Genomic DNA, 25,995 nt, shown 5'->3' with positions numbered 1-25,995 from the left:
TACTCAAATATACAAAATAAAATTTATTAATAGCTTATGTTCTAAGCTTATTCATTAGGTAGAACAAAGATAATCCCAAAATAGATCCAATTATATTGGCTACGGCATCCATAGCTTCCATAGATCTACCAGGAATAACGCTTTGAATGAGTTCTATAGCGAACCCATAAAATGCTGAAAATAATACCCCAATTACCACTGCCTTAGTGATACGCGCTTGACATCTAGGATGTCTGTAAATGCCGTTTATTGATAAAAAAGACAATACAAAAAAGATAAATGCATGCCCTAGCTTATCATAGTCAAACAGGCTGACGTCGGGAACGGACTCTCCTGGTGTAAGTGTAAGAACTAAAATGAGGAGAGACCATAAAAACGCTCCAATGAGGTATTTATTCACGTCTTATCCTCCTATAACTTCTTTGTATTCTTCGGCAGATAATAATTCTGAACTATCAGTGTCAGTTATTTTTATTTTGATTAACCAACCTTTTTCGTAAGGATCTTCATTTACCAATTCTGGAGCAGATTCTAGTTCAGAATTTACTTCTTCTACTGTACCACTAATAGGCATAAACAGATCAGATACCGTTTTTACAGCTTCTACTGTACCGAAAACTTCTCCTTTTTCTACTTCTTCTCCTTCAGTTTCAATTTCCACATAAACAATATCACCTAGTTCGCTCTGAGCAAAATCAGTGATACCCACAGTGGCTGTGTCGCCTTCAATTTTCACCCACTCGTGGTCTTTTGTGTACTTTAATGATTCAGGTATGTTCATAAGTTGCTTTATTAAGTTAATGGCCAAAAATACATCCTTATTTTGTAATGCTAAAATTTTACTGAGCTAAACTAAATCGTAATTGGAAGCCAGCTCGGGTGGTAGTTCTTCTAAACGTGCTAGATATTTTTGGCTCATTAATGCTTCTTTCAAAGTAAAATTGGATGTTTAGCTTTTCATTTAGAACATAGCTAACGTTTGGCCTTAATTGAAAGTTTAAATTACCATCAGTAACTGTGTTCACTTCATCTATTTTTCTTTGTATGGTTTCCGTATCTCGTACGGTTACATTCAGTCTGAATGTAAGGTCGTTCTTTAAAGAAATAACTCTTCCTTGAGATTTAAATGGAAGTTTGAAATTCGCTTTAGTAAAACCTACTTCTAATACTACATCGTTACTTCTCATTTCTGTAACCTGAGCATTAGTTACCTGCAAGGCTACATCTCTAGCTACTTTGTATTCGGCCCTTACAGATAGTCTGCTTTTGGTTCTAACGTTGACACCTATTAGCGGAGCAAATTGTTCGCGAATGACCACTTGATCTATGAAGTACATAGGGTTGAACTCGCCATCTATGTCTCGAGCAAACTGTGTACGGTTATATGATTCAATTCCATTGGTTAAGTCTATGCCATCAGAATAAGAAACTTCACTACTATAGTTAGATACTGTATAGTCTGATTGATAACCATGTGTGATGGAGATAGACTGAAATATTTTAGCCAATGCCTTTATTTTTCCTAATCCAGCATAATCAATTCTCCAGTTGGGTAATGGTGTTCTTGGGAATGGGCTCAAACTAACACTATTAGGGCTTTTGCCTGAATATGCCGCTATAAAAGCAGGAATAAGTACATCTTGTGAGTTAGTATCATATCTTACCCCAGTATTTCTTTCAAATTCATCCAGGATTTCCATTCTGTATTGTTCGAAATCCTGAAATACGGGAGAGTTATTTCTACTGTCATCTCGCTTAAATGCCGTGGCAATACTTAAGAAAGAAACAGAATAGGCGCCGCTTCTGGTCTGACCAATACTCTCAAACATAGTAGAGTCAGCGTTCATATGGAATATTTCCTGATACGAAGAACTCTTAGTTTTCTGCATATTAAGCTGAATTTTTAAGTCTTTAAATGGCTCTATATTCGCTTTTATATTATAGTCCACTGTTTTTGTTTGAGTGAATGGTGTTGTAAGATCAGTGTTTCTTGTTATTAAACCTTTATCTGCCAGGCGATATCTGATCGATGGATCTTGTGAACCCAGAATGAAGCCCCAGCCAGGTTCATTAAAGCTGCTGTCCATGCCAAATAGGAAAGGGCGACCTGTATAACCGGGCAATAAAGTTCCTTCCCTTAAGGTATAGGTACCATTAATAGATCTTACCGCCATAAGCATTCTTAAGAAGCCTTTTCCGAATTTATTTTCCGATTGCTTAGTCTCAGTGCTATCCTGAGCCTGGTTTCTTCTTAGAGAGCTTCTTCTGGTATTTCTGGTAGGGTTGTTAATCTTTTTAAGGAAACCTACTTTGTTATAAAGTTTAACCAGATCTAATTTTCCTCTGGCTGTATTATCTCTACTGTTTTGCAAGGTATTACCAAAATTCAATGCTTGATCTTCTGGTTCTGTATATAATGGCCCTGCTGTCCAGGAATAACCGGCCTGATATTGATAATCTGTGGCTACCCAGTCAGTCAAAGGAATTTTATCTATTGGTAAATGATAATTGGCACTAATGCTTTGATCGAAGTTTTTCAATCGACCCAGATTTTTAAGGTTGGTCATGATTGAATCTTGATACTGATCAGCAGTTATTAGCTCCCTGGAGGACTGGCTTAAACCTCCATTAGGGTCAGTGTCCGGTTCATCTATTACAGCAGCTGCACGGGCATTATAATCAAGTGTTAGGTTCTTGGTTAGATCCCACTGTAGATTATAAGTTCTATTAAAGTAGAAGTACTTTTCAAAGTTAGTCTGGCTAGATACGTTCTCACTGTTTCTATAAACTGTTTTTTCCAGTCTACGCTGAAGCTCTCCTCTCACAGCAATATTACTTGGGAGGAAGTTTATGTTGAAGTCTTTAATAAGTTGTAGGTATGACTTGTCTAAGAATTTAACATTCTGAAAAGGCTCCCAAGGTTTGGATTGTGTACTGTAATTATAAGCAATAGATGCATTATAGTTCCTGTAAAGCTGCTCCCTAAGATTAAAGTTGTGCCTTTCCATTTCGCTATAAGCATAGCTAAAGGATAGGTTTTCTATATCATAAATCCTCTTTTTGGCTTCAGGGTTAGTTTTAACCTTTCTTACGTTAGTAAAGTTGATACTTTTCCTTGTAGTAATGTCTGTAACTATGCTTTCATATTCTGCTTTTTCTTCTACACTCTTATTAAGTAAAGAGGCTTCTAGTGTTATATCAGGGTTAGCAGGGTCAAATTTTGGCTTGATAGTAGTTTTTTCATAACTGACGTACATGGGTATTTTTAGACCTAATTGATCAGGCAGAAGTTTGTCTACATTCACATTAGCAGACACATCATAAGCCGTTGTTTCCTCTCTGGTTCTTTCGGCAATTTTTGATTGAATACCCCCAAAACCAAAAGTAGTATGTCGTGCAGTAGCGGTAATATTAGCGAAATCGGCAAGTTTGGCATTTAAGGTGGCATTGGCAGCCCAGCCCTTCGTTCGGTCAAAGTCTGTGACTCGGAGCTCATTAGCCCAGACTATGGCATCTTTGGTTTGCCCGTCATCTTTAGGGTTCCGTACCCCGATAGTAAGCCAGGTGACCGCACTCATATCCGGATTACCCCGAAGCCTTATCCTGTTATTGCCTACCACTCTTGGCCCATCTAGCGGGAAGAGTTCTCTTTTGCTTATTCCATCAGCGTCACGGTCAGCTTTTAGTGAGTAGAGCTGATCCATGTCCATATCTATTTCATTTTCTTCTGGCCATATTACTTCAGGATCAGAAGAGGATGGATTCGAAATTTTGAGTGGCACTTCAATCTCATAGTAGTTAGAATCAACATCAGATCCTAATCTCAGGAAGGCTGTGACTTCATCATCAGCAGCATTTTCACTGTTAGCATGTAAAAACATTTTTATTCTACCATAGTTGATCAAGTCAAAGGCCACTTGTTTAAATGACGCAGCGGCATGACCATCTTCCAGACCTTCTACAGTTAGCTGTAATGACTGCTCGTTAAGCCTTCTTTCTACTGAAGAAGTATTATCTCTATCTCTGTTTATGCCGGGAGGGGTATCATATGGAGAGGTGTTAATGCTACCTGCTCCATTTTCTTCAACATTCACTACAGATACGGTAAGGTCATCATATCCCAGGTTGTTATCATCTATAGTTCCAAAATCGGCATCTTCTATAGGGTTAGTGTATCTTCTCCAGCGGCTGGCAACAAATCGGAAATTAACCATTCTAAGTACTACCGGTTCTTGCCAGTCAGTGAGATAGGTTCTTATGTATTTTATTGATTTAAATCCTGAAATATTACCGTAGCTGTTAAGGTTTGATTGTCTAATAGGTATTCTGAACAGGTACCAATTGACTCCTTCATCTGTAGTAGCCTGATCTACCACGTAATCATTGTTTTCCAAATCTCCCGGATTAAGATCTACTTTATACTCGTAGTATTCTTCAAGCGTGTTTAGGGTATTGTCTCCGTTAAGGTCTTCATTATCAGGAAGGGTAGAACCAGATTCTGTGTAAAGTGCATTATTGTTAGAAACTACGGGGGAGTTGTTCTCCATACCATTGAAGCTCTTATACCTTTCTAGTATACCTGCATTTCTTTGATCTAATTCATCTCCTAAAAAGTAGTTAAAGTCATCACCTGCAGGATCTTCTAATTGTCTGAATTTTTGAGGGTATTGCGGGTAGTTTCTCTCTTTGTCATTACCCATACCATTTAGTCCTACGTCTTGATTAGCTCTTGCTGATTGTGAGTTGTCAAAAGCATTAGTTAGAAACTGCTGAGTAGTGGTATATCCCCACGGGCTGATCTCTTCAACTCCTTCAGGTGCATCAAGGGAATACCCATCTGCCGGGAGGCCGTTTTCAAAGCCATGTTTATTGTCAGGAATAACGTCTTCAGAAATAGTACCCAGGTTAAAGTACATGTCTCCACCGGTAGTATTGGGTCTGTTGTTTCCTCTACCATCATTAATGTTTCCGTTAGCATTGTTAATGAACGGATCCATAAGCCAAAACTCAATATACTCAATATTGGCTTTGTCAAAATCTATTTCAGTATTAATAGCACTGGTTATACCTCCCCAGTTTCTTCTTATGCTGGCATTATTAGTGAATACACCGTCGTTATTAGTTTCATTGCTATTAAGGTTATATTGGCCCCTTTCTGCCGGGTAATAGGCTAAGTCAAAGGTCTGTTGAATGTTAATTACATTTTGATCTCTATTAGGAAAAATCTCTTGCGGAATAACTTGTCTCACATAGTTGTTTTCCAGTTCCTCATCAGTAATGTTGTCAGGCTTTCTCCTGTCATTACGGTAAAAGAGGTTGTCAATAGTATACCAGGCTAAGCGAGCTCTTTTGTATCCATTTTCCAGGTCTGCAGACTCTCCAAAGAAGCGGTTGTCATCAGTTTCCGGTGTAGCCGCGAGTTTCCAGGTGGTAGGATTGCTGAGAGAATATGGCGTGGCCGAGCTTTCAAAGTCATCAATATATGAAGTACCTTCTCCATCTACTATGTTTGAGGTGCCGGGTATTAACTGTGCAAATTCAGCATTAAATGAAATGCTTGAAGGTTCCTTAGTCTGAATGAGTGGGAGCTTATCCAACATTTTGGTAAGAAAGCGCGAGTCCTTTTGCACGTTAACATCAAAACCATATTTGGTATTTCTGATAGGTTCATTACCCACGCTTATTCTTGAAATTAGCGGCCTTTCATTTAGGTGGAGTAAGGTAGCTCCAAAAGTTACATCATCATCTAATTTATAGTCAAAACGGGCACCCAGTAACGTTCTTGATTGGAAGTTGAATAAATCGGCTTTTTCATAAGAAATAGTGATTTGCTTTCCTGAGTTGAGTACGCCTTCATTTAAGATATTTACCTTTCCAAAAGTATAGTCTACCTGATAATCTACTCCTTCTTGTAGTGGAGATCCTCCGGCGTAGACTCTCACAGAGCCTTCGGCGATATTAAATCCGGGAATAACTATTTCGGTTGAGGATCCTGCCTGATACTTACCTACTATTACATATTTATTTTTGTTGGATACGAGTTCTGCGTCAATTTTGGTCTGTTCATAAAGCTCATCATAGACATATTTGTCAATTAAAGTCTGCTGCCTTCCCGGTGGATCACTTTGAAATGCTTCTCTCAGAGGATCTGCAAAGGGCTTCAGGTCCGGAAATATGATAAGGCCATTTTCTGAATCAATAGTTACATCCTCTACATAATCAAAGTTACCATCAGGCTGCGGGTCTTCGTTCTGGTTTAGCCTGTCCAGGTTAAGCAGTCTGATCAGTGGATCTTGACTGGCCTCAGTACCTTCCTGTAGTTGAGGGTTATCAATACCAGTATTGTCATCCCGGTAAATTACTCTTAGTTCAAAACCTTCCTCTTCTATATTAGTGCCGCTAAGGTTATAGATGTTTTTCATCATTAAATCCCAGGTAGGCACAGGGAAATTTTGGTTATCAGTAATGCTTATTTTCTTAGGTCTTAATAATTTTAAGAATATTACATTATCCTCAGGTCGGCTGCTGTAGTCTGTTGATAATTCACCCACCTGATAGTTTTGTCCTCTATAGCTATACTGATAGGCTACGGCTAAGGCCTCATCATTTTGTAACCTTCTATTAAGGGTTACATAACCGAGCTTAGTATGGTAAGTGTATTCACTTAAATCCAGTTTACGCGCACTAGTGATTTTTTCATAATCAAGGCCATCTTCCAGACCTAACCCTTGTAATGCACCATCTACCTGGTCAGCATTTTTAGTAATGCCAGAAATGGCTTCAAACAAGCTATTGGCTCCATTGGCATTAGCCAGGGTAGCAGTTCCATTACTCCAGGTATCTCTATATAAGTTTTCAGTGTCAGGCTCAGCTAAGTCCATAAGACCCACCACATTTCTTAAGGTCTGAGTATTATTATTGGTGTTAACTACATATACTTCTAGTCGAGTAATATTTACACCTGAGTTAATGTTAGGAATAGTAGATAACCAGTCTTCGTAATTATCGCGGAAAAAATGTCCTAAGAAAAAGTGTCTGTTTTCGTCATAGTTAGAGGCTTGTACTTCAAACTCACGACCCTGGGCACCACCGCCATCTATAGTTATTGACTCTGACTTACCTCTTTGAGTAGAGGCCACAGTGGTTACATATAAGTCTCCAAATTGCATTTGAGCCTTGATACCAAAAAGGTTTTGAGCTCCTGTAATCAAACTGTTATTAAGGGGTAAGCTTACATTTCCTATTTCTAGTTTTTGCAGGATATCTTCCTCATAACCTGTATATTCTACTTTGAGGTTATTTTCAAAGTCAAAGGAGTTATTGTTGTCAAAATTGGCTGTTACCTGAAGTTTCTCCCCAACTTTACCTACTACATTCATGCTTATCTGCTGGTCAAACTCAAAGCCACCGCTTCTCTGCTGTCTTATAGGAATGTTAGGGTTGCTTATTCTTTGCCATCTGCCACCAAAGTCTAGCGTTACAAAACCTCTGGGTATGATTTCTACATAAGTACCTCCAAATATTCTGTCGAAGACCGGGCTGATGTAAATCGGGGGAATCAAATTTCTGCCACTTACGGCACTCTCTCCGTCAAGTCCTTCAGACCGACTTTTCCAATAATCTTTTAGCTGTTGTTTTTCCTGATATTGTTTAAACTCCGCAAAAGTCATAGAAGAAGTAGGCCTGTAGTTTACATCACCTATTTTTTCATAGATGGTGTAATTCATGCTTGTATCTATGTCTACATCTAGCTGTAAACTAGCAGGATCTTGTAACATTAACGGAGAAGAACTCGTAGAATTACTAAAAGGATCTCCGTATCTGTCGCTAGGCTGATAGTTCGGCTGTCTGGAGGGAGTATACGGTACATTACGTGCAGAATCTCGCTTCAGAGTATCTTGTTTAGTAGTATCTTGCTCCTGAAGCAGGAAGTATTCCAAACTTTCTATTGAACTAAAGTTGAGACCTTTAGAGCTTACAGAATAGTCTAGTCCCACCCAAATTACAAAAGCACATAATGTAGCAAAGAGCGACTTATGAAATCTCTTAAATATCAACACTAAAAGTTGGTTTAGTCTAGGCGTTTTTTAATGAAAGCTTGATTAATTCTTCCAATGTAATTGTATTTTTCGAATTTTTAAGGATGCGATCTATACTTTTTTCAGCAGAAGATTTATTAATGCCAAGCGTTAGTAAGGCGGATAACGCCTCAGTTCTGACAGTATTGTGTGATAATGGTTTTAAATTATCAGATCCTTGAATTAAAGTATCTTTTTTCAGTTTATCCTTTAACTCCAGAATGATTCTTTGAGCAGTTTTACTTCCTATTCCTTTTACTCCCTGAATGGTTTTAACCTCTTCATTTACAATAGCTTCTTGTAATTCTGCCGCTGAAAGTGATGATTGAACCATAAGCCCTGTACTAGGTCCTACTCCTGAAATAGAGATCAGGTTCAAAAACATTTTTTTATCATTTTCATCAGCAAAGCCAAAAAGAGTATGAGAGTCTTCCTTTATATGTAAGTAAGTATGAAGTAAGATGTTTTCTGCGTCTTTGATGCTGGAGTAGGTACCAAGTGAAATATTCACGTGGTACCCGATTCCATTAACATCTATAATAACATAAGTTGGGTCTTTATAAACTAATTTTCCCTTGAGATAGGTGATCATTATTTAGGGTTGTTTTTTTTATATAACTGCGCGTCTACTACTGCTATGGCGGCCATATTTACTATTTCTCTAATAGAGCTACCAAGCTGCAATATATGAACAGGTTTATTCATACCCAACAAAATAGGGCCAATAGCTTCAGCTCCACCTATTTCCATTAATAATTTATAGGCAATATTACCTGAAGCCAGGTTAGGGAAAATCAGTGTATTAGCTCCTTTTGCTGCTAATGCGCTGAAAGGATAGTTGCTTTGCTGCATTTCCTTATCTATAGCCACATTGGCTTGGATATCACCATCAATAATAAGATCAGGGAATTTTTCTTTAGCCAGCTGTACTGCTTTTTTCGCTTTGTCAGGCACGTCTCCTTTACTGCTGCCAAAGTTTGAGTAAGAAAGCATAGCTACTCTAGGCTCAATATCAAAGAATTTAACACCTCGCGCTGTCATGCCAATAATGTCTACCAACTCTTCCGGAGTAGGGTCTACATTTACAGTAGTATCAGCAAAGAAGAAAGTTCCTTTTTTGTTTACTATGATATACATACCGGCCACTTTCTTTACCTCTTTTTCCATGCCTATAATTTGTAAAGCAGGGAGGATGGTTTTAGGATAATCTTTAGTAAGACCAGAAATAATAGCATCGGCTTCATTATGTTCTACCAGCATGCAGCCATACATATTCCTTTCGCGCATCAGTTTTTTAGCTTCTGCTAAAGTCACTCCTTTGCGCTTTCTTTTCTCATAATAAGAAACGGCGAATTTTTCGATTTTATCCTTTTCTTCAGCCGTGTCAATAATAGTAGAGTCTTGTAGGTCTAAATTATGCTCTTCAATAAGCTTTTGAATAGACTCACGATTACCTAATAAGATAGGGCAAGCAATTTTTTCATCTTGCAAGATCTGAGCTGCTTTCAGTATTTTTAGGTCATGCGCTTCAGCAAAAACAACTCTCTGTGGCTGTTTTTTAGCTCTGTTGATAATGCGAGACATTAATTTCTCATCAATACCTATTCTGTGCTGAAGTTCAATATGATATTTTTCCCAGTCAGTTATTTCAGCTCTGGCCACACCAGTTTCTATGGCAGCCTTAGCTACTGCAGGAGAAATAGTGGTGATCAGTCTTGGATCTAAAGGCTTGGGTATTAAATACTCTTTGCCAAATTGAATTTTGTTATCTCCATAAGCCTTATTCACGAGCTCAGGAACAGGCTGCTTGGCCAAATTGGCAATGGCATGAACAGCCGCTAGTTTCATTTCTTCATTAATAGAAGTGGCTCGTACATCTAATGCTCCTCTGAAAATGTAGGGGAAGCCCAATACGTTGTTCACCTGATTAGGATGGTCTGAACGGCCCGTAGCCATAATTATATCTTCCCGCGTACTCATAGCCAAATCATAACCAATTTCAGGGTTAGGATTGGCAAGTGCAAATACAATAGGGTTTTCTGCCATTCCTTCCAGGTCATTAGCCGTAAGGATATCTCCAATGGAAAGGCCTAAGAACATATCAGCTCCTTTGATAGCTTCCTGAAGAGTATCCACTTCAGTATCTATGGCAAATTCAGATTTGGTTTCGTCTAAGTTGGTTCTTCGGGTGTTGATCACTCCTTTACTATCACACATGATTATATTCTCCTTAGTAGCTCCTAAAGAGATATACAATTTCACACAAGCAATAGCAGCAGCACCTGCACCGTTAACCACTATTTTTATATCCTGAATTTTTTTATCAATGATTTCCAGCGCATTGAGTAGGGCAGAGGCCGAAATGATAGCAGTACCATGCTGATCATCATGCATTACCGGAATACTCATTTGCTTTCTGAGCTCCTGTTCTATCTTAAAGCTTTCAGGAGCTTTGATGTCTTCCAGGTTAATACCACCGAAAGTAGGTTCCAGAGATTTTACTATTTCAATAAATTTGTCAGGGTCTTCTTCATTGATCTCAATGTCAAAAACATCGATACCTGCAAATTTTTTAAATAATACTCCTTTACCTTCCATAACAGGCTTGGAGGCGTCTGCTCCAATGTTTCCCAGCCCTAAAACGGCTGTTCCGTTAGAAATAACTCCCACCAGATTACCTTTAGATGTGTATTTATAGGAATCATCTTTGTTAGCTGCTATTTCTTTACAGGGTTCTGCCACGCCTGGTGAGTAAGCCAGGGCGAGGTCTAGTTGCGAACTAAGTGACTTAGTAGGTACTACCTCAATTTTACCAGGCTGGTTGTGAGAATGGTAATTGAGGGCATCTTCTTTTCTTATTTTTATAGCCATAAGTAATGATTAGCAAAGTATAAAATAGGCGTAATATGCTCCAAATACATCACCGTGCCATACGGTGATGTGCTTACAGGAATAAATTTAGAATTATTGTTCTTTTGAATCTAAAGGTACAAAAGAAAGCTTATTTAGCCGAAGCTTGAGGAGAGCCTTTTGTGTCGAAAGTGGATAAAATAACATCCATTTCTCTCATGTATTCACGTTGGTTTTTTCCAGGGCTATAAACAAAGCCCTCTATGTAGTAAATTCGGTTCTGTTCTTCATCTAAAATGGTGTAGCTGATAAACGGACCACCCATTGTTACATTATTAGTTCTCCAGATTCCTTTCATTTGCATAGAGTATTTGCCCTTAAAGGTTTGGTGCTCTACTTCCACTGGTACTTGTGATACATTGGTTTCTGTAATGAGGTGAGAGTTAGGTTCATCAGGGTCACCAAAAAGCTGCTTTTTAGCAATAGAATCTCTTAATTGAATGAGTTGATCTTTTTGAAAGATACTTTCTGAAGTATATGGACGATAAGTGATGAATATGTTTTTATCATTTTCAGCATTCATTTGTCTGAACCACACAAAACCATCTTCATTTACGGCCAGTTTATAGGCAAAAGGAAGCGTCATGGTACAGCCATGATCTTTTTCTAGTAGCTCAGTAAGTCCTTTAGGAGAATTGGCAAATAATGTTTTTGAAAGTCTCTCTTTTTCTGCCTGATTAAAGAATTTTTGAAGACTATTTTTATTCTCTCTTATATGTTGAGCCAGTAATTCACTGCTTTGGCCGAATAAATACATCACTTCTTGTCCTTTAGCATATTCATCGTCAGCCGTATGGATAAAAAGATTTTCGTCCTTATTAATTCTGTCTAATGATGATTTAGTGAAGTAGTTCCTTAATATTTTAGAACCGGCGCTATTGTCATCAGTAGTCATCACAAAAACGAGGTTTCTAACAGATTTTAAGAAGCTAGTTAGTTTGCGAGGATCAACATGGTTGATTTTGAACATTTGCTCTTCTCTAGGAAGGCCGGGCACATCTTGCTTAAACGTAGTTTTTATGGCATCCCCAACTTCTCCATTCCATTGGGCAGAGTCCATTACTATGATAATTTCTCCAGCACCACCACTGGCATCAGGCAGTAGCCCTTTGTTTTTTTTACCTGTACCGGAACAGCCGGCAATAATTAAAATTATTAAGGTTATTAAGCTGATATTTTTCATTGCTGATAATTGTTTCCGGCCCCTGGTAAAGGCCGCACCTAATTCATTGTTTTCTATAGTAATAACCCGACAAAGGTAATTCCGTCACTATCAAAAGCAGAAAGATTTAATAATTGTTAGCGACGGAGATTCCGTACTATTTGCTAACAATTAGTTTCTGTCCTGGTTTAATATCATTTGATTTTAGCTGATTCATTTGTTTTAGTTCGGCTAAAGTAATGTTATTAAACCTTCTGGAGATGTCCCAAAGTGTATCGCCAGGCTGCACTACGTAAAATTTAGAACCATCGGCATTAGTGCTTACTACGGTAGTCCGCGGAGCAGAACTAGGTACTGGTTGTCCTCCATTTTGCCAAATGGCTAATCTCTGACCAATGCGAATAGTGTTACTGTGTAGGTTGTTCCATTTTTTAATGTCGCTAACCCTTACATTATATCTTTGAGCTATTTTACCCAGTACATCTCCATATCTCACTTTATACACTAGCTTATCTCTACCATAAGTACTACCTACGGTATTACGAGCAAGATATTCCAATTCCTTTTTACCTACTTTGGAAGCTGAGTCAAGTATGGCAGTCATGCTGCTCATATAGTCAGCCTTAATATCAGCAGGCACTTTAAAAGGATAGTTCTTTACATTTTCAGGTATTACATTACGCTTAAGACCCGGATTCAGCTTTTGGATGTCATCAAGACAAAGGTTAACCTGGTTAGCGAATGTTTGAAAATGGAGATAGTTAGAAACTCTTACGGTATCAGATTCTATTTGATATTCCAGATTGTCTTCCAGGAAGTTATGTTCATGAGCATAACTCATGATATAATCAATAGCTATAAATTGAGGTAAATAAGCTCTGGTTTCTCTATGAAGGTAAGGATATATTTCCCAGAAAGTCTCTTTATACCCTGATCTTCTTATGGCTTTACGCACGTTTCCTGGTCCGGTATTATAAGCAGCAATAGCTAACTCCCAATCGTCAAACATGTTATACAATTGCTTTAGGTATCGGCATGCTGCTTCAGTAGATTTATCTGGATCCATACGGTCATCCATGTACCAGTCCTGATGCAGGCCGAAGTGTCTTCCTGTGAAGGACATAAACTGCCAAAGGCCTACTGCCTGAGCTCTGGAAACGGCCGTTGGGTTAAGGCCTGATTCTACTACAGATAAGTATTTCAGCTCTTCCGGCATATTGTACTTCTTCAAGTACTTTTCAAATAAAGGGAAGTAAAGGTTTTTCCTTTTTAAGGATCATGCGCGTGTACTCACGGTCTTTTACCGCAAAGTAGTTTACAAAGGCATGAACTCTTTCATTATAATGTAATGGAATCTCATTTTCAATACATGATAACCTATCCTTGATAACATCAAAATCTACTTCGCCAGGAATAAATTCGTACTCTGATTCAGGGAAATAGTAATCTCCGAGAGAATCAGTCTCGAACATGGCCAGGTCAATAGATGAGTTATCCTCTTTTTCAGGAGCACGAGATACGCTTATGGTTCTATCAAAAATGGACGCATCAAAAACTGATGGGTCATATTGGGCATACGAAACAGACGATGCGCAAAAAAATAATAGTGCCGTGAAATGTCTTCTCAATTGAGATTGATTAAATAGTCCGAAAATGCTAATATTTTTTCTTCTTGAAAGTCATCAGATACTATCTGAAGACCTATAGGTAATCCACCTTTGTCTTTTCCATTAGGTATGGAAATAGTAGGTAGCCCGCTTACAGATGACTGAACGGTAAATAAATCAGCCAGGTACATTTCTAAGGGATCTTCGCTATGTTCCCCTAACTTAAATGCAGTAGTGGGGGTGGTAGGTAACACAATAAAGTCATATTTAGATAAGATTTTTTTTGTTTCGTCTCTTATCATTCTCCTTACTTTTTGTGCTTTAGTATAGTACGCATCATAATAGCTGGCACTAAGCACAAAGGTTCCTAACATGATCCTTGTTTTTACTTCATGACCAAATCCCTCACTTCTGGTTTTTTTATACATAGATTCCAGATCATGGGTGTGAGGACTCCTGAAGCCATACTTCACACCGTCATAGCGTGATAGGTTAGAGCTCGCTTCAGCAGTAGTAAGTATGTAATAGGTGGCCAGCAGATAATCTAAAAGAGGAAAATCTACAACCTCTACTTCATGGCCGTTTTGCTTAAGTTTTTCAATAGCTTCTACAGTCTTGGCCTTAACTTCTTGGTTAATGCCTTCTGTTTCCATGGTTTCACGGATATAAGCTATTTTGTACTGAGGTTCTGGCGCGAGGTTTTTTGAATATTCAGGTACTGGTTTTTGAGAAACGGTACTGTCATAGTCATCGGCCCCGGCAATTACTTCTAGCGTAGCAGCTATGCTATCTACATTTTTCGCTAAAAGTCCTATGCAGTCAAAAGAGGAGGCATAGGCCATAAGCCCATGCCTTGAAATTCTTGAATAAGTTGGCTTAAGGCCAATAACGCCACAAAAAGCGGCGGGTTGTCTTACGGATCCGCCTGTGTCGGAGCCTAGTGCTACCAGGCACATATCTGCTTGCACTGATACTGCGGCACCGCCTGAAGAGCCTCCAGGAACGCGCTCATTATCAATGGCATTTAATACAGGTCCGAAAGCTGAATTTTCGTTGGAAGAACCCATAGCAAATTCATCGCAATTAGTTCTGCCAATAATGATAGCATCCGCATCAATAAGCCTTTGTATGGCAGTGCCATTAAACTGAGATTGGAATCCTTCCAGGATATTGCTAGATGCCTGCAAACCATGATCTATATGGCATAGTACATCTTTTATAGATACTACCAGTCCGGCTAGTGGGCCTGCAGTGCCTTCTTTTATTTTAACGTCTACTTTTTTGGCTGCGTCTTTAGCTTCTTCAGTGTATACTTCTAAAAAGGCATTAAGATGTTTATTGTCTTCAATGTTTTTTAGATAATACTCCACCAGCTCACAGCACGTAGTTTTTCCTGATTTTAAATCTTCTTGTATAAGATTTAAAGAAGTATATAGTTCCAATGGGTTGTTTTGAGCTTATTGATTGAATAGATCAGTTGAAATGAAAATGAATTATCTTACATTCTCCTGAGGAATATCACGTGGTTTTTCCTCTTCTCTTCTTCTATATTCCTCATCTCTTCTTCTGTACTCTTCGTCTCTTCTTGAGGAGTCATCAATATCTCTTTTAATCTCATTGGTAGCATCTTTGAATTCTCTGATTCCACGACCAAGACCACGAGCCAGTTCAGGTATTTTCTTAGCACCAAAAAATATTAATACTACCAGGATGATTACTACCCATTCCCAGCCTCCAGGCATAAATGCTAACATGCTATTCATTTCCGTCTTTATTTAAATTAAATGTTTTTTTCTACTTTTCTATTCACTGATATACGAGAATTCAGTGTGCCTTAGTTTTGTAAATATTCAAAATTCGGCTTCTCACAAAGATATACATAAATATTCCATGTGAAAAAACGTTTGTTTGTTATAAAAGATATTTAAGATGTAAAAAGTTCGTTTTTTATTTTCTGGTTAGCCATTGTTGTGGATCTGTGGCCTGCGAGTTTTTCCATATTTCGAAACGCAATTCGGAAACACCATCTTTATTAGTGAGTATAGTGCCTATCTCTTGTCCTGTAGAAATTTCCTGCCCTTTTTTAACAAATACATCTTTTAAACCAGCGTATACGGTGAAGTAGCCACCATGGGTGACAATTACAGTGTTTCCTATCAGGGGTACAAAGGCCACGGTTTTTACTTCACCAGTAAATACTGTTTTTACCTTTTCATTCTCCTTGGTTTGTATGTAAATGCCTGTATTATTTAAGACTATGCTTTTTAATACGGGGTGGTTTTGTCTTCCAAATTTCTGAGATACAAAGCCTGATACCGGCCATGGTAATTTTGATTTGTTATCTGCAAACTGATTGGCGAGTTTGAGGCTGGCTTCGGTATCTTTCTTTTCGGCTACCTTGGCCTTGGCCATTTCTTCTTTTATAATATCGTTGATGATCTTATCTAGTCGGGCTACAGCTTCTCTTCTTTCTGTAAGGTCATCTTTTAGCTTATTTTCCTGCCTCTGAAGGTTTTTAACCAGTTGGTTTTGGTTCTGTTTCAGGCTTGAGAGGCTCTTGTTCTCTTCTAGCTGCTCGGCTAAAAGGTCATTTTTCTCAGTCATTTTATTCTCAATAACTGTAACCTGAGCTCCCAGTGTTTCCTGAACCTTTACTATTTCTTCAGCTTGATTTTTTCTGGCATCACTATATTGCTCCATATACTTGAGGCGCATGAGTAGCTGGTTAAATGACTTGGCCGAAAAAATGAAAGTCAGCTTATTAAATCCCTGGTTAGCCTTGTGTGCGGCGTAGACCATGGCTGCATATTCTTCTTTTAATTTCTCGAGATCTTGCTCCAGAGAAGAGATAATCTGATTGTTTTCTTCTATCTCTTCAGTAAGTAAAGTGATTTCTTTTCTGATAGATCCTATAAGGTCTTCTTGCGTTTTAATTCTTTGATTAAGCGCATTGAGCTGGCCCAGAGTGTTTTGCTTTTTACCTGTGGTTTCTTTCAGGATTTTCTCAGCTTCTTCTATTTTCTTAAGGTTGTCCTGCTTCTCTTTTTGTAACTGAGCTTTTGATTTTTGCCCAAAAGAAGTAGAAACTCCACAAAATAGAATAAATACGAAAATTAGACTCAGGTTTTTACTTACGCTCATACTTATTTGGGATGCTAAAAGGAAACTTGAGTTCTTTGTCTTCAATTTCTGCTTTACTGTATTCCAACTCTATAACAGTGTTTAAGGTGCCTTTTTTGGTTGAATATAAAATAGATACTAACCCAGAATAAGGAAAGGCATGCTTTTCAAGCATCTGAAAATCACTGTATTTCATTTCAGCTGTATTTTTAGATCCTTTTTCAGTCATTTGTATCCTCTCCACTTTCATGGTTTTAGAGTTAACGTAGTTGTCCACATCTATGTGCCCCTGTTTTTGTTTCAGCAAATAGAAGTCTTCTTTTTTCTCTACCTCATCATTTTTACTACGTGGCACTACTAAATTGCCTAATGCTATGGCTTGTATAGTAGCATAATTAATCTCAAAATTAAATTGCTTACTCAAAGAGTCATAATTAAATACAGAGTATTCTTTTTTCATCATATTCATGATGGTTATGGAGTCTTGATTAATGAGGCAGCGGGCTCCCTGTATGCCTACAGCTGAGAAGGAAATCCAAATGACACTATCTTTTCTGATACGGATATTGGCTTTAGCCTTAAGGTCTGTATCTCCATTTTTGAAATCTATGCGGGCTTTTCCTGAAAAGTAATCAAAATCTACCTGTTGAACGTCCAGCTTATTCTTATCCAGAAAATTCCATTTTATTCCGGTTGTTTTTTTGCTACACGAAGAAAAGATAAGGAGACTTACTATTAGGATTAGGGGAAGTTTATTCATATAGTTTTCTGTCAGCGATCTTTTTGTCTATTAGTTCAGATTTTGGATTCATTTCTTTGGCCTTTTGCCATTGTTTTACTGCGGCATCTACCTGCCCCAGTTTATAGAGGATGTCTCCATAATGCTCATGAAAAACAGCGGTAACCTCTCCTGTGTTTATTGCTTGCTCTATAATTTTTTTAGCCTCTTTGTATTTGCCGTTAGTAAAAAGTACCCAAGCATAAGTGTCTAAATAAGTAGCATTATCCGGGTTGTTCTTTACGGTTTTAGCCGCCATTTTTTCTGCTTCATCAAGCTTTTCTTTTCTTAGAGCAAGAAAATAGCTGTAGTTGTTTAAAATAGCATAGTTTTCAGGGTCGAAATCTAATGCGGCTTCATAGGCTTTATCAGATTTGGCAAATTGCTCGGTGCCATTGTAGGCATCACCTAGCATACTGTTAAAGGCACTTACTAATGATAAGTTGGAGCTGGAAAGGCGCTTGCCTTGCTCTAATGCATATACTGCTTCTTGATAGTTTTGCTTGCGGAGGTTGGCGTAACCATTGAAGTAATATAATGAGCCCTGATTAGGAAACAGCTCTAATGCCTGATCAGAAAAAAGGAGCACGCTGTCCATTTTATTTTGCTGAATGAATATTTGCAATATATTTTGCCATACGGCGAAATTAGACTGGTCTAGCTCTAAAGACTTAAGGTAAGCATCTTTAGCCAGAGGTAATTCTCCCACTGTCTGTAGTATGTCTGCATATATAATGTGAGAGTCTGCCACTTCGGGGTGAGCTTCTACTAATAATTCAGCAAGTTTAACGCCTGAGTTTTTCAACTCTTCAGGAGTCATAGATACTCTGTATTCTGCCAGAATCTGTATTTTTTCCTGAATATCAAGAGAGGGATCTTTAAATGCTATTTCCATATTAGCAATAGCGCCTTCCATATCACCTTCTTTACGGTCTAGCTCAGAAAGAACCAACCTGGACTTCATGCTGTTATCAGGGTTCTGCTCTGAGAAATTTTTAAGTAAGATTCTGGCTTCTTCGGTTTTGTTATTGGATAGTAAAACCTCTGCCTGGTTAAGAACGAATTGCTCTTCTTCAGGGTAAGTATCAATAAGTTTTTGACCTTCTTGCAAGGCCTTATCAAATTCTTTATTACTTAGGTATATCTTTTGTTTTTGAGATATTACGTCTTCATTGGGACCGTAGTGTTTCTCTATTCTGTCGTAAACTTCTACAGCCTTGTCGTAGTCTTGCTGATAAAGGTAAATGGCTGCCAGCTCGAAGAGGTACTGATCCGTATCCTCTATTGTGGAGGTCATTTGCTCATAGGTAGAGGCTGCATTCTTAAAATCGCCCATCTGAGTGTGGATTTCGCCGGCAAGTACATAGAAGTACTTATTGTCGGGGTCAGAGTCCAGCGCTTTTTTGATGTTTATAAGCGCTTTATCCATCTCTTGCCCGGCGGCATAGATTTGAGCTATTTTATAATGGACGGTGGCGTTGTCTGGAGCTACATCTAATGATTTTTGGAAGAGTACGAGTGCTTTGGCGTAATCTTCCAGTATGAAGTATTTTTCACCTTCAGTAAAGTAGTACTCTGCATCTCTTAGTTTAGATGCAGAGTTATTACCTTTGTTTTTGTTTTTTTGAGCTATACTCTGGGTTGGGGCTATTAAAACTATAATAGCACAAAAAATAATATGTATGATAAAGTTCTTTTTGCTCCAGCCCATAGAGAATATTATTGAAAACTATTGTAATCTCCTATACTAAAATCATCCGATTTACCTTCAAAAGTAACGAAATTTCCTAAAATCGAGTTTTTGAAGTTGGCATTATTTATTTTAGTATTGGTCTGAATAATAGAATTCTTCACAATAGAGCTCTTAATAATGGTGTTAGCACCAATAGAGGTATAAGGTCCAATTACTGAATTTTCTATTTCTACGTTGTCTCCAATATATACAGGGGGTATTATAACACAGTTCTTTTGCTTAAAGCTTTCTGAGATAAGGTTGTGATCGTGGTCTTTAAGGTATTCTAAATAACGCATATTGGTAAAAACTGTGGCGTCTTTATTACCGCAGTCTAACCACTCTGTAACCTGACCAGGAACAAATTTAGTCCCTTTCTTTTTCATGTTCTCTAGAGCTACGGTAAGTTGGTACTCACCTTTAGCGTCATGAATTTTATTATCTACCAAGTACTGTAGCTCACTGTGTAGGGTTTCTCCACTCTTAAAGAAATAGATACCTATAATGGCTAAGTCAGATACGAAGGTCTGTGGTTTTTCAATGAAATCTGTGATAACACGGTCATCATCAAGCTTTACTACGCCAAAAGCAGATGGATCTTCTACTTGCTGGACCCAAATGATACCATCTTGAGAAGTGTCTAATTTAAAATCTGCCTTAAACAAAGTGTCGGCAAAAGCCACAATTACATTTCCTTCCAGTAATTCTTTGGCGCACAGAACGGCATGAGCAGTTCCAAATTTATCATCTTGGTAACAGATGATGCCTTCGGCTCCTGCAGCTTCGGATATTTTGATTAAATCTTCTTCTACCTGAGGGCCAAAATCACGATCTATAATGAATGCTATTTTATCTAATTGATCATCGCACACCTTAGCAATATCCTCGACCAATCGCCTTACGATGGGTTTTCCTGCAATAGGCATTAAGGGTTTCGGAACAGTAAGTGTATGCGGACGAAGCCTGGTCCCACGGCCGGCCATCGGTATTATTATATTCATTGTTTGCGTTTATTTTTTGTTTCTACACTAAAAAAATAAGAGTGTTATCTCTTTACCAGTTTGGGTTTTTCTATAAAGTAAATAAACATCACTATAGACAAAGATATTGCCAACTTTACAATGCTATCCATCCAAAAGTTCTCCAGTTTAAATAATTGTGTGCCAGCAGCTATTATGCAGGCTATTATTATGTATACTGATAAAATCTTGAAGTTATATGGGATAGGGTATTTCTTATTACCAATCCTATAGCAGATGATAGTCATGCAAAGATAACATAATACTGATGTTATGGCACTGCCTGTATAACCAATGACGGGAATAAGTAAGATATTTCCTATAATAGTGATGGCTGCACCAAAAATACTGAAGTAAGTGCCGTACATGGTTTGGTCTGTAAGTTTGAACCAAATGCTCAGGTTCATGTATATTCCATAAAAGAGTTTGCCTAAAAGTAGTATCGGTACAAGGTATAATGCCGTTCTGTAGGTGGAGCTCCTTAGGAATACAAAACCAATTAACTCTACATTTATACTAACCATAAGGAAAATAAGCAGGCTTAACAGTACAAAGTAGTGCATGATTTTAGCAAATAACTCAGGTGCCTTTTTGTCTTTTGCATTGCTGAAAAAGAAAGGCTCTCCTGCATATCTAAATGCTTGAATGGCCAGCATCATGAAAATACTGAGCTTGAAAGTCTGGCCATATACTCCTACTGCTGCCGTACTGGTCATGTCGTCATAAAAGTGGTCAGGCAGAAACTTCTCTATTAATATTTTGTCTAGTTGCTCGTTAAGCATGCCAGCTAGCCCTGTGAGGAGAATAGGAGAGGCGTATATTAATATGGGCTTCAGCTTTTGTGAGTTGAAGGTGAGTTTCACCTTTAATAGCCATTTGCCGAGTATACCAAGTAGTAATATGTTAGCAATTAGGTTGGCTAAAAAGATGTAACCAATGCCTAAGTCAGGATCATATACCGTTTGCAACCACTCAGCTCCTGTCCAACCTTTTCTTATTATTAGTGGTATTAGATAGAGGAATAAAACCTGAAGGCCTACATTAATTACTATATTGATTATTCTGGCCGTAGCGAACAGCTTGGCTTTATTTTCAAGTCTTATTCGTGCAAAAGGAATGGCAAGTAGTCCATCTATCCATAAAATAATGGCTAGCCACGTCACTAAGTTGGAGGAATCAGGATAGCCCGCCCAGGCAGCTAGTGTGTCTGAAAATAAAAATATTAATATAGATAGAACAGTGCTACAAAAGAAGACAAAGGAAGCCGTAATGTTATAGGTATCTTCCTTGTTATCTTTAGTGGCGAACCTAAAAAAGGCCGTTTCCATACCAAAAGTATAGAGAACTAAAAATATAGCTGTATAGGCATAAAGACCCGTTACTACTCCTAAATCATTAGGGTTAGGAAATAAGTCTGTATGAATAGGGACAAGCGCGTAGTTTAGGAGCCGACCTAAAATACTACTAATACCGTAGATAGCGGTTTGGCTCGCCAAGCTCTTTATTTTACTCATAAAGAAGAATCTCTATTCGCCTTCAAACTCAGGCTTTCTTTTTTCTATAAAGGCTGTGGTTCCTTCCTGAAAATCTTTTGTTTTAGTGCAGTTAGAAAAACTATTGGCTTCCGTCTGATATCCGTTTTCCTCAGCATAAAAGGCATTAACGCAATTGATAGCCATGCCTACAGCCAGAGGAGCTTTGGATACTATTTTTGACATGATTTTTTTGCTGAGCTCCATGAGTTCATCCTGCGTTTCTACCACGTGGTTTACCAAGCCAATGCTCTTGGCTTCGTTAGCACTGATCATATCTCCGGTAGTAATAAGCTCAAGAGCCTTTCCTTTACCTACTAGTTGGGTAAGTCTTTGTGTACCCCCGTATCCTGGAATGATGCCTAAAGTTACTTCTGGTTGCCCAAATTTGGCATTTTCAGAGGCAATTCTTATGTGGCAAGCCATAGCAAGTTCACACCCTCCGCCTAAAGCAAATCCATTAACAGCAGCAATCACCGGTTTTTCACATTGCTCTATTAAAGAGAATATTTCTTGTCCGTTTTCTGCGAATTTTCTGGCGTTGAGTTCATTGAGCTGAGCAATTTCTTTAATATCAGCGCCGGCTACGAATGACTTCTCACCAGACCCCGTTATTATAATTCCTCTTATCTCTTTATTGTCATATACTTCTTGTATGGCTGTTCTTAGCTCGTCTAAAGTCTCAGTATTTAAAGCATTTAAGCTTTCAGGTCTTGAGATGGTAATAGTCAAAATGCCATTTTCAATGGCTTCAGTAAGGTTCTGATATAAGCTCATAGCACTTCTTGAATGTTTGACCCAAATATACGAGAGAATGAGGAAAGGAAAAACTGATCAATTTTGATGTAATAAATAACATAAAATAAAATAATTTATGTATTACTATTTCGTGTAAAAATGTAATACGTGGAGAAATGTTGAAAAAATCCAATCTTTTTAAATCTGATTGCAGGTTATATTTCGTATTTATGGGAAATAATTAAAATTAAGCTTGTAACTTACATAGGTTACTTTTAATGTCTTTTTTAAATAAAAGAATATAACATTTAGAATTATGAAAGCGATTGTAGGATTTGTGTTGATGGTAGTGGCTTCTTATTACGCAGAGGCTCAAGAGGTTTCCCAAAATAATTATACTGGCTCGTGGTCTTCAAATGGCTCTTGGGTGGATGGTTCAGCGCCAGAAACTGCCAATTTGCCTGTTGTGGCTAGAAATTTCCAAATAAATGGATATATAAGTGTGGGTACAGCACCTGCTCCAGCGCCAGGATCAGTTACTGCCTTAAGTTTTCAGTCTAATAGAGATGCTTACGATTTTACAGTATCTGATACATTGGTAGTGTACGGAGATGTTGTTTTTACTAATAAATCGATGAATCTGGTTATTGATCCGGGTGCAGTGATGATAATATTAGGAAATCTTACAATGGCTAATAAAATAGAACTGGCTTCATCTGGTAGTTTGGTGGTAAGTGGTGACTTTTATAAGTCTGGCTCTTCTAATCAAGGAGATTATACCGGTACAGGAAATGTTTACGCAGGATCATATTCTGGAGTGGCCGGAGATTTTGTGCCTGATAGTTCTGAAAAGGATGTTGATAATGATCTAAGAAATGATTTCCCTGATATTTATGATTTTGTTCAAAATAATGGGAGTGCGCCATTACCTATTACATTGCTTTCTTTTAATTATGAGTTAGTTGATGGAAATGTTAATTTAATTTGGGCTACAGCCTCAGAAGAAAATAATGACTACTTTACTATACAAAGATCTACAGACGGTAAGGTATTTGAAAATATAGAGCAAATAGCTGGAAGAGGAACTACTAGTGATGAGCAACGCTATTCATTTTTAGACAGAAATCCGATTTATGGTACATCTTACTATCGCTTGTTGCAAACAGATTATGACGGAACGGAGCATAACGTGGCTATAAAGGCCGTTTTCAATACCAGTGTAAAGTCCTTTGCCATATTCCCATCTCCTGCAGCAGAAGGGCAAGATGTGAAAATATATACAGGAGCCGACAATTCTGAAGCCTTAAATTTAGAAGTATATTCAGGTGCAGGCCAGCTGCTTTATGCTCAGGAAAGTCATGCAGAAGCTGGTTACACGGTAATTAGCTCTGGATTAAGAAGTGGACTTTATGTAATTAAATTAACTACAGGTTCACTTACTAAAACAGGTAAATTAATTGTTGAGTAATTCTTTAAGGCCTTTTAAAATTGATAATGTCATTTTTGAAAGGTCATATTCATGCTGCCAGTTCCAGTCAGCTCTAGCTTGAGAGTCATCTATTGAGTTGGGCCATGAACTGGCTATTTTTTGCCTGAAATCTGGTTGATAAGAAATTTTAAAATCAGGAAGAGATTTCTTTATTTCAGCAGCAATTTCTTCAGGAGAGAAGCTCATAGCCGAAATGTTATAGCTGGATCTCACCTTTACATCTTCAGACTTGGCTTGCATTAGGTTGATGGTAGCTTTTATGGCATCGTTAATATACATCATAGGCAAGTACGCGTCTGCCTCTAAAAAGCTTTCGTATTTATTTTCTTCCAGTGCCTTGTAGAAAATGTCCACGGCATAGTCTGTGGTTCCTCCTCCGGGTTTTACTTTATAGCCAATAAGGCCTGGGTACCTTAGGCTTCTTACATCCACTCCAAACTTATTATGGAAATATTCGCACCATCTTTCACCGGCTAATTTGCTTATTCCATACACAGTGGTGGGGCTCATTATAGTGTTTTGAGGTGTGTTGTCCTTTGGTGTATCTGGTCCGAAAACGGCTATGGAGCTGGGCCAATAGATTTTATCAAGGTTTTTATCGCGAGCCAGTTCCAAAATATTAAGCAAGCTGGTCATATTCAAATCCCAGGCAAATTTCGGGTCATTTTCTCCCTTGGCAGAGAGTATGGCTGCTAAGTGATAGATTTGTGTGATCTGGTGGTCATCAATGGCATTTTCAACATCACTTTTATCCATAGCATTGAGTATAATGCAAGGGCCATTCAAAAGATCTCCTTCGGCAGGTCTTACATCTGATGCTATAACATTTTCATTTCCATATAATTCTCTAAGGGCTAAGGTTAATTCAGATCCTAATTGTCCACATGCACCTGTTACAAGAATTCTGTCCATCACGTCTATCTATTTTTTTGTGGTGCGAAATTACCAAAAAACCTTTAAAGCAAATGATCCTTAAGAGCAAACCTTATCTACGTCATAAATTTATATATTTGCCTTAATGAGCTTCGAGGAATATTTATATAAAAAGAAGATCAATAATGATCAGTTTAAAGAGCAGGATGAGGCTCTTTGGGCAAATCTTAAAGGTATTTTTGAGCAGATTCACCCTGATAGTTTTACTTCTCAAAAGAAGTTTCTATTGAACCCGTTGAGACGGAAGTTTCCTTTTACTGAAGAGGTGGCAGAGGTGAAGCCTCAAAGAAAAGCACCAGTAAGACCAAAAACTATTCAGTCTGCAGAGACTGAGGAGGAGGCAAAGCCAAAGATAAGTAAACCGAAAATGGCCAAGCCGAAAATGGGGGCAACTACAAGTGGTGAAGCTGCTAAGGCTAAGCCTGTGATGAAGCCCAAAATGGGTAAACCAAAAATTACTCCGAAAGACGAAGAAGAGAGGAGTGAGGCTAAGCCGAAACCTAAAATGGTAAGGCCAAAAATGACCAAGCCAGCTGCTTCCGCTAAAGAGGAAAGTGAAAAGGCGGAAGGAGTAAAAAAGGTGAAGCCAGTAATGAAGCCGAAGATGAAAAGCAAGCCCAAAAATGAAGATTCGGATAATGTAGCAGAAGCTAAGCCAAAACCTGTGAAGCCAAAAATGGTGCGACCCAAAATTCCTAAAAAATCGGGTGAAGAGGAACATCCTAATGAAGATGCGCCAGTAAAGAAGGTAAAGCCGGTTATTAAACCGAAAATGCAAAAGCCTGTTATAAAAACTAAGGAAGAAGAGATAAATCCTGAGGCTACAGAAGAAGAGAAAAAGCCAAAGGCCAAACCCAGACCTGTAATTAAGAAAAGACCAAAAAAAGAAGAATAACC

19 protein-coding genes are annotated in these 25,995 nt (G+C 38.2%); 2 read left to right on the top strand and 17 right to left on the bottom strand.

Annotated features, from left to right (window positions below):
* Nucleotides 1-34: 34 nt before the first annotated feature.
* The 16 genes from LVD15_RS04815 to LVD15_RS04740 all read right to left on the bottom strand — a co-directional run bounded on the left by LVD15_RS04815 (nt 35) and on the right by LVD15_RS04740 (nt 22,715).
* Entirely contained in the window at nt 35-400 is a 366-nt protein-coding gene (locus LVD15_RS04815; RefSeq protein ID WP_233779181.1) for a VanZ family protein, read from the bottom strand.
* A gap of 3 nt (nt 401-403) precedes the next feature.
* Nucleotides 404-781: a glycine cleavage system protein GcvH gene (gene gcvH, locus LVD15_RS04810; protein WP_233779180.1), complete on the bottom strand. Its 378-nt coding sequence runs from the start codon at nt 779-781 to the stop codon at nt 404-406.
* Between the two features lie 58 nt (nt 782-839).
* Nucleotides 840-8,057 (bottom strand): T9SS outer membrane translocon Sov/SprA, encoded by a 7,218-nt coding sequence (gene sov / locus LVD15_RS04805; RefSeq protein ID WP_233779179.1) that lies wholly within the window; start codon nt 8,055-8,057, stop codon nt 840-842.
* 19 nt (nt 8,058-8,076) lie between these two features.
* The gene (ruvA, locus tag LVD15_RS04800; protein WP_233779178.1) at nt 8,077-8,670 is read right to left on the bottom strand and encodes a Holliday junction branch migration protein RuvA; all 594 of its coding nucleotides are present in this window, start codon (nt 8,668-8,670) and stop codon (nt 8,077-8,079) included.
* Entirely contained in the window at nt 8,670-10,949 is a 2,280-nt protein-coding gene (locus tag LVD15_RS04795; RefSeq protein ID WP_233779177.1) for an NADP-dependent malic enzyme, read from the bottom strand. Before LVD15_RS04795 ends, ruvA begins: the two co-directional genes overlap by 1 nt.
* A 130-nt stretch (nt 10,950-11,079) precedes the next feature.
* Nucleotides 11,080-12,171: a DUF4837 family protein gene (locus LVD15_RS04790; RefSeq protein WP_233779176.1), complete on the bottom strand. Its 1,092-nt coding sequence runs from the start codon at nt 12,169-12,171 to the stop codon at nt 11,080-11,082.
* Nucleotides 12,172-12,307: 136 nt separating this feature from the next.
* Nucleotides 12,308-13,381 carry a lytic transglycosylase domain-containing protein gene (locus tag LVD15_RS04785; protein WP_233779175.1) on the bottom strand — a complete coding sequence of 358 codons (1,074 nt, stop codon included), beginning with the start codon at nt 13,379-13,381 and terminating at the stop codon, nt 12,308-12,310.
* 7 nt (nt 13,382-13,388) lie between these two features.
* Nucleotides 13,389-13,778, bottom strand: coding sequence for a hypothetical protein (locus tag LVD15_RS04780; RefSeq protein WP_233779174.1), 390 nt, complete (start codon nt 13,776-13,778; stop codon nt 13,389-13,391).
* Nucleotides 13,775-15,199 (bottom strand): Asp-tRNA(Asn)/Glu-tRNA(Gln) amidotransferase subunit GatA, encoded by a 1,425-nt coding sequence (gene gatA / locus LVD15_RS04775; RefSeq protein ID WP_233779173.1) that lies wholly within the window; start codon nt 15,197-15,199, stop codon nt 13,775-13,777. Before gatA ends, LVD15_RS04780 begins: the two co-directional genes overlap by 4 nt.
* Nucleotides 15,200-15,250: 51 nt before the next feature.
* A complete protein-coding gene (locus LVD15_RS04770) occupies nt 15,251-15,520 on the bottom strand; it encodes a Sec-independent protein translocase subunit TatA/TatB (protein ID WP_233779172.1) in 270 nt (89 codons plus the stop codon).
* Between the two features lie 184 nt (nt 15,521-15,704).
* On the bottom strand, nt 15,705-16,898 hold the full coding sequence (locus tag LVD15_RS04765; RefSeq protein ID WP_233779171.1) for a murein hydrolase activator EnvC family protein: 1,194 nt from the start codon (nt 16,896-16,898) through the stop codon (nt 15,705-15,707).
* Nucleotides 16,885-17,637 (bottom strand): lipoprotein insertase outer membrane protein LolB1, encoded by a 753-nt coding sequence (lolB1, locus tag LVD15_RS04760; RefSeq protein ID WP_233779170.1) that lies wholly within the window; start codon nt 17,635-17,637, stop codon nt 16,885-16,887. Before lolB1 ends, LVD15_RS04765 begins: the two co-directional genes overlap by 14 nt.
* Complete coding sequence (locus LVD15_RS04755) at nt 17,630-19,366, bottom strand: tetratricopeptide repeat protein (RefSeq protein WP_233779169.1); 1,737 nt, start codon at nt 19,364-19,366, stop codon at nt 17,630-17,632. Before LVD15_RS04755 ends, lolB1 begins: the two co-directional genes overlap by 8 nt.
* A gap of 8 nt (nt 19,367-19,374) precedes the next feature.
* Nucleotides 19,375-20,388, bottom strand: a complete 1,014-nt coding sequence (locus tag LVD15_RS04750) for a sugar phosphate nucleotidyltransferase (protein WP_233779168.1) — start codon at nt 20,386-20,388, stop codon at nt 19,375-19,377.
* Between the two features lie 44 nt (nt 20,389-20,432).
* On the bottom strand, nt 20,433-21,920 hold the full coding sequence (locus LVD15_RS04745) for a lipopolysaccharide biosynthesis protein (protein WP_233779167.1): 1,488 nt from the start codon (nt 21,918-21,920) through the stop codon (nt 20,433-20,435).
* Nucleotides 21,921-21,932: 12 nt separating this feature from the next.
* The gene (locus tag LVD15_RS04740; RefSeq protein WP_233779166.1) at nt 21,933-22,715 is read right to left on the bottom strand and encodes an enoyl-CoA hydratase/isomerase family protein; all 783 of its coding nucleotides are present in this window, start codon (nt 22,713-22,715) and stop codon (nt 21,933-21,935) included.
* Between the two features lie 277 nt (nt 22,716-22,992).
* Between LVD15_RS04740 and LVD15_RS04735 the strand changes: the two genes are divergently transcribed.
* The gene (locus LVD15_RS04735) at nt 22,993-24,144 is read left to right on the top strand and encodes a T9SS type A sorting domain-containing protein (protein ID WP_233779165.1); all 1,152 of its coding nucleotides are present in this window, start codon (nt 22,993-22,995) and stop codon (nt 24,142-24,144) included.
* Here LVD15_RS04735 and LVD15_RS04730 read toward each other — a convergent pair.
* Complete coding sequence (locus LVD15_RS04730) at nt 24,130-25,077, bottom strand: NAD-dependent epimerase/dehydratase family protein (RefSeq protein WP_233779164.1); 948 nt, start codon at nt 25,075-25,077, stop codon at nt 24,130-24,132. The genes LVD15_RS04735 and LVD15_RS04730 overlap by 15 nt on opposite strands.
* Nucleotides 25,078-25,183: 106 nt before the next feature.
* Here LVD15_RS04730 and LVD15_RS04725 point away from each other — a divergent pair, with 106 nt between their 5' ends.
* Nucleotides 25,184-25,993: a hypothetical protein gene (locus tag LVD15_RS04725; protein ID WP_233779163.1), complete on the top strand. Its 810-nt coding sequence runs from the start codon at nt 25,184-25,186 to the stop codon at nt 25,991-25,993.
* The last annotated feature ends 2 nt before the right edge of the window (nt 25,994-25,995 follow it).

The organism is Fulvivirga maritima (assembly GCF_021389955.1).
Classification (GTDB): Bacteria; Bacteroidota; Bacteroidia; order Cytophagales; family Cyclobacteriaceae; genus Fulvivirga; species Fulvivirga maritima.
Note: the sequence above shows the minus strand (reverse complement) of the source record. Positions and strands in the feature narration are given on the sequence as shown.

What these genes read in the sequence shown, in the direction of transcription:
- LVD15_RS04795 (WP_233779177.1), bottom strand. Translation starts at nt 10,949, where the DNA reads ATGGCTATAAAAATAAGAAAAGAAGATGCCCTCAATTACCATTCTCAC.
- LVD15_RS04790 (WP_233779176.1), bottom strand. Translation starts at nt 12,171, where the DNA reads ATGAAAAATATCAGCTTAATAACCTTAATAATTTTAATTATTGCCGGC.
- LVD15_RS04770 (WP_233779172.1), bottom strand. Translation starts at nt 15,520, where the DNA reads ATGAATAGCATGTTAGCATTTATGCCTGGAGGCTGGGAATGGGTAGTA.
- LVD15_RS04750 (WP_233779168.1), bottom strand. Translation starts at nt 20,388, where the DNA reads ATGAATATAATAATACCGATGGCCGGCCGTGGGACCAGGCTTCGTCCG.
- lolB1 (WP_233779170.1), bottom strand. Translation starts at nt 17,637, where the DNA reads ATGAATAAACTTCCCCTAATCCTAATAGTAAGTCTCCTTATCTTTTCT.
- LVD15_RS04730 (WP_233779164.1), bottom strand. Translation starts at nt 25,077, where the DNA reads ATGGACAGAATTCTTGTAACAGGTGCATGTGGACAATTAGGATCTGAA.
- ruvA (WP_233779178.1), bottom strand. Translation starts at nt 8,670, where the DNA reads ATGATCACCTATCTCAAGGGAAAATTAGTTTATAAAGACCCAACTTAT.
- LVD15_RS04765 (WP_233779171.1), bottom strand. Translation starts at nt 16,898, where the DNA reads ATGAGCGTAAGTAAAAACCTGAGTCTAATTTTCGTATTTATTCTATTT.
- LVD15_RS04740 (WP_233779166.1), bottom strand. Translation starts at nt 22,715, where the DNA reads ATGAGCTTATATCAGAACCTTACTGAAGCCATTGAAAATGGCATTTTG.
- LVD15_RS04735 (WP_233779165.1), top strand. Translation starts at nt 22,993, where the DNA reads ATGAAAGCGATTGTAGGATTTGTGTTGATGGTAGTGGCTTCTTATTAC.
- gcvH (WP_233779180.1), bottom strand. Translation starts at nt 781, where the DNA reads ATGAACATACCTGAATCATTAAAGTACACAAAAGACCACGAGTGGGTG.
- LVD15_RS04755 (WP_233779169.1), bottom strand. Translation starts at nt 19,366, where the DNA reads ATGGGCTGGAGCAAAAAGAACTTTATCATACATATTATTTTTTGTGCT.
- LVD15_RS04745 (WP_233779167.1), bottom strand. Translation starts at nt 21,920, where the DNA reads ATGAGTAAAATAAAGAGCTTGGCGAGCCAAACCGCTATCTACGGTATT.
- LVD15_RS04725 (WP_233779163.1), top strand. Translation starts at nt 25,184, where the DNA reads ATGAGCTTCGAGGAATATTTATATAAAAAGAAGATCAATAATGATCAG.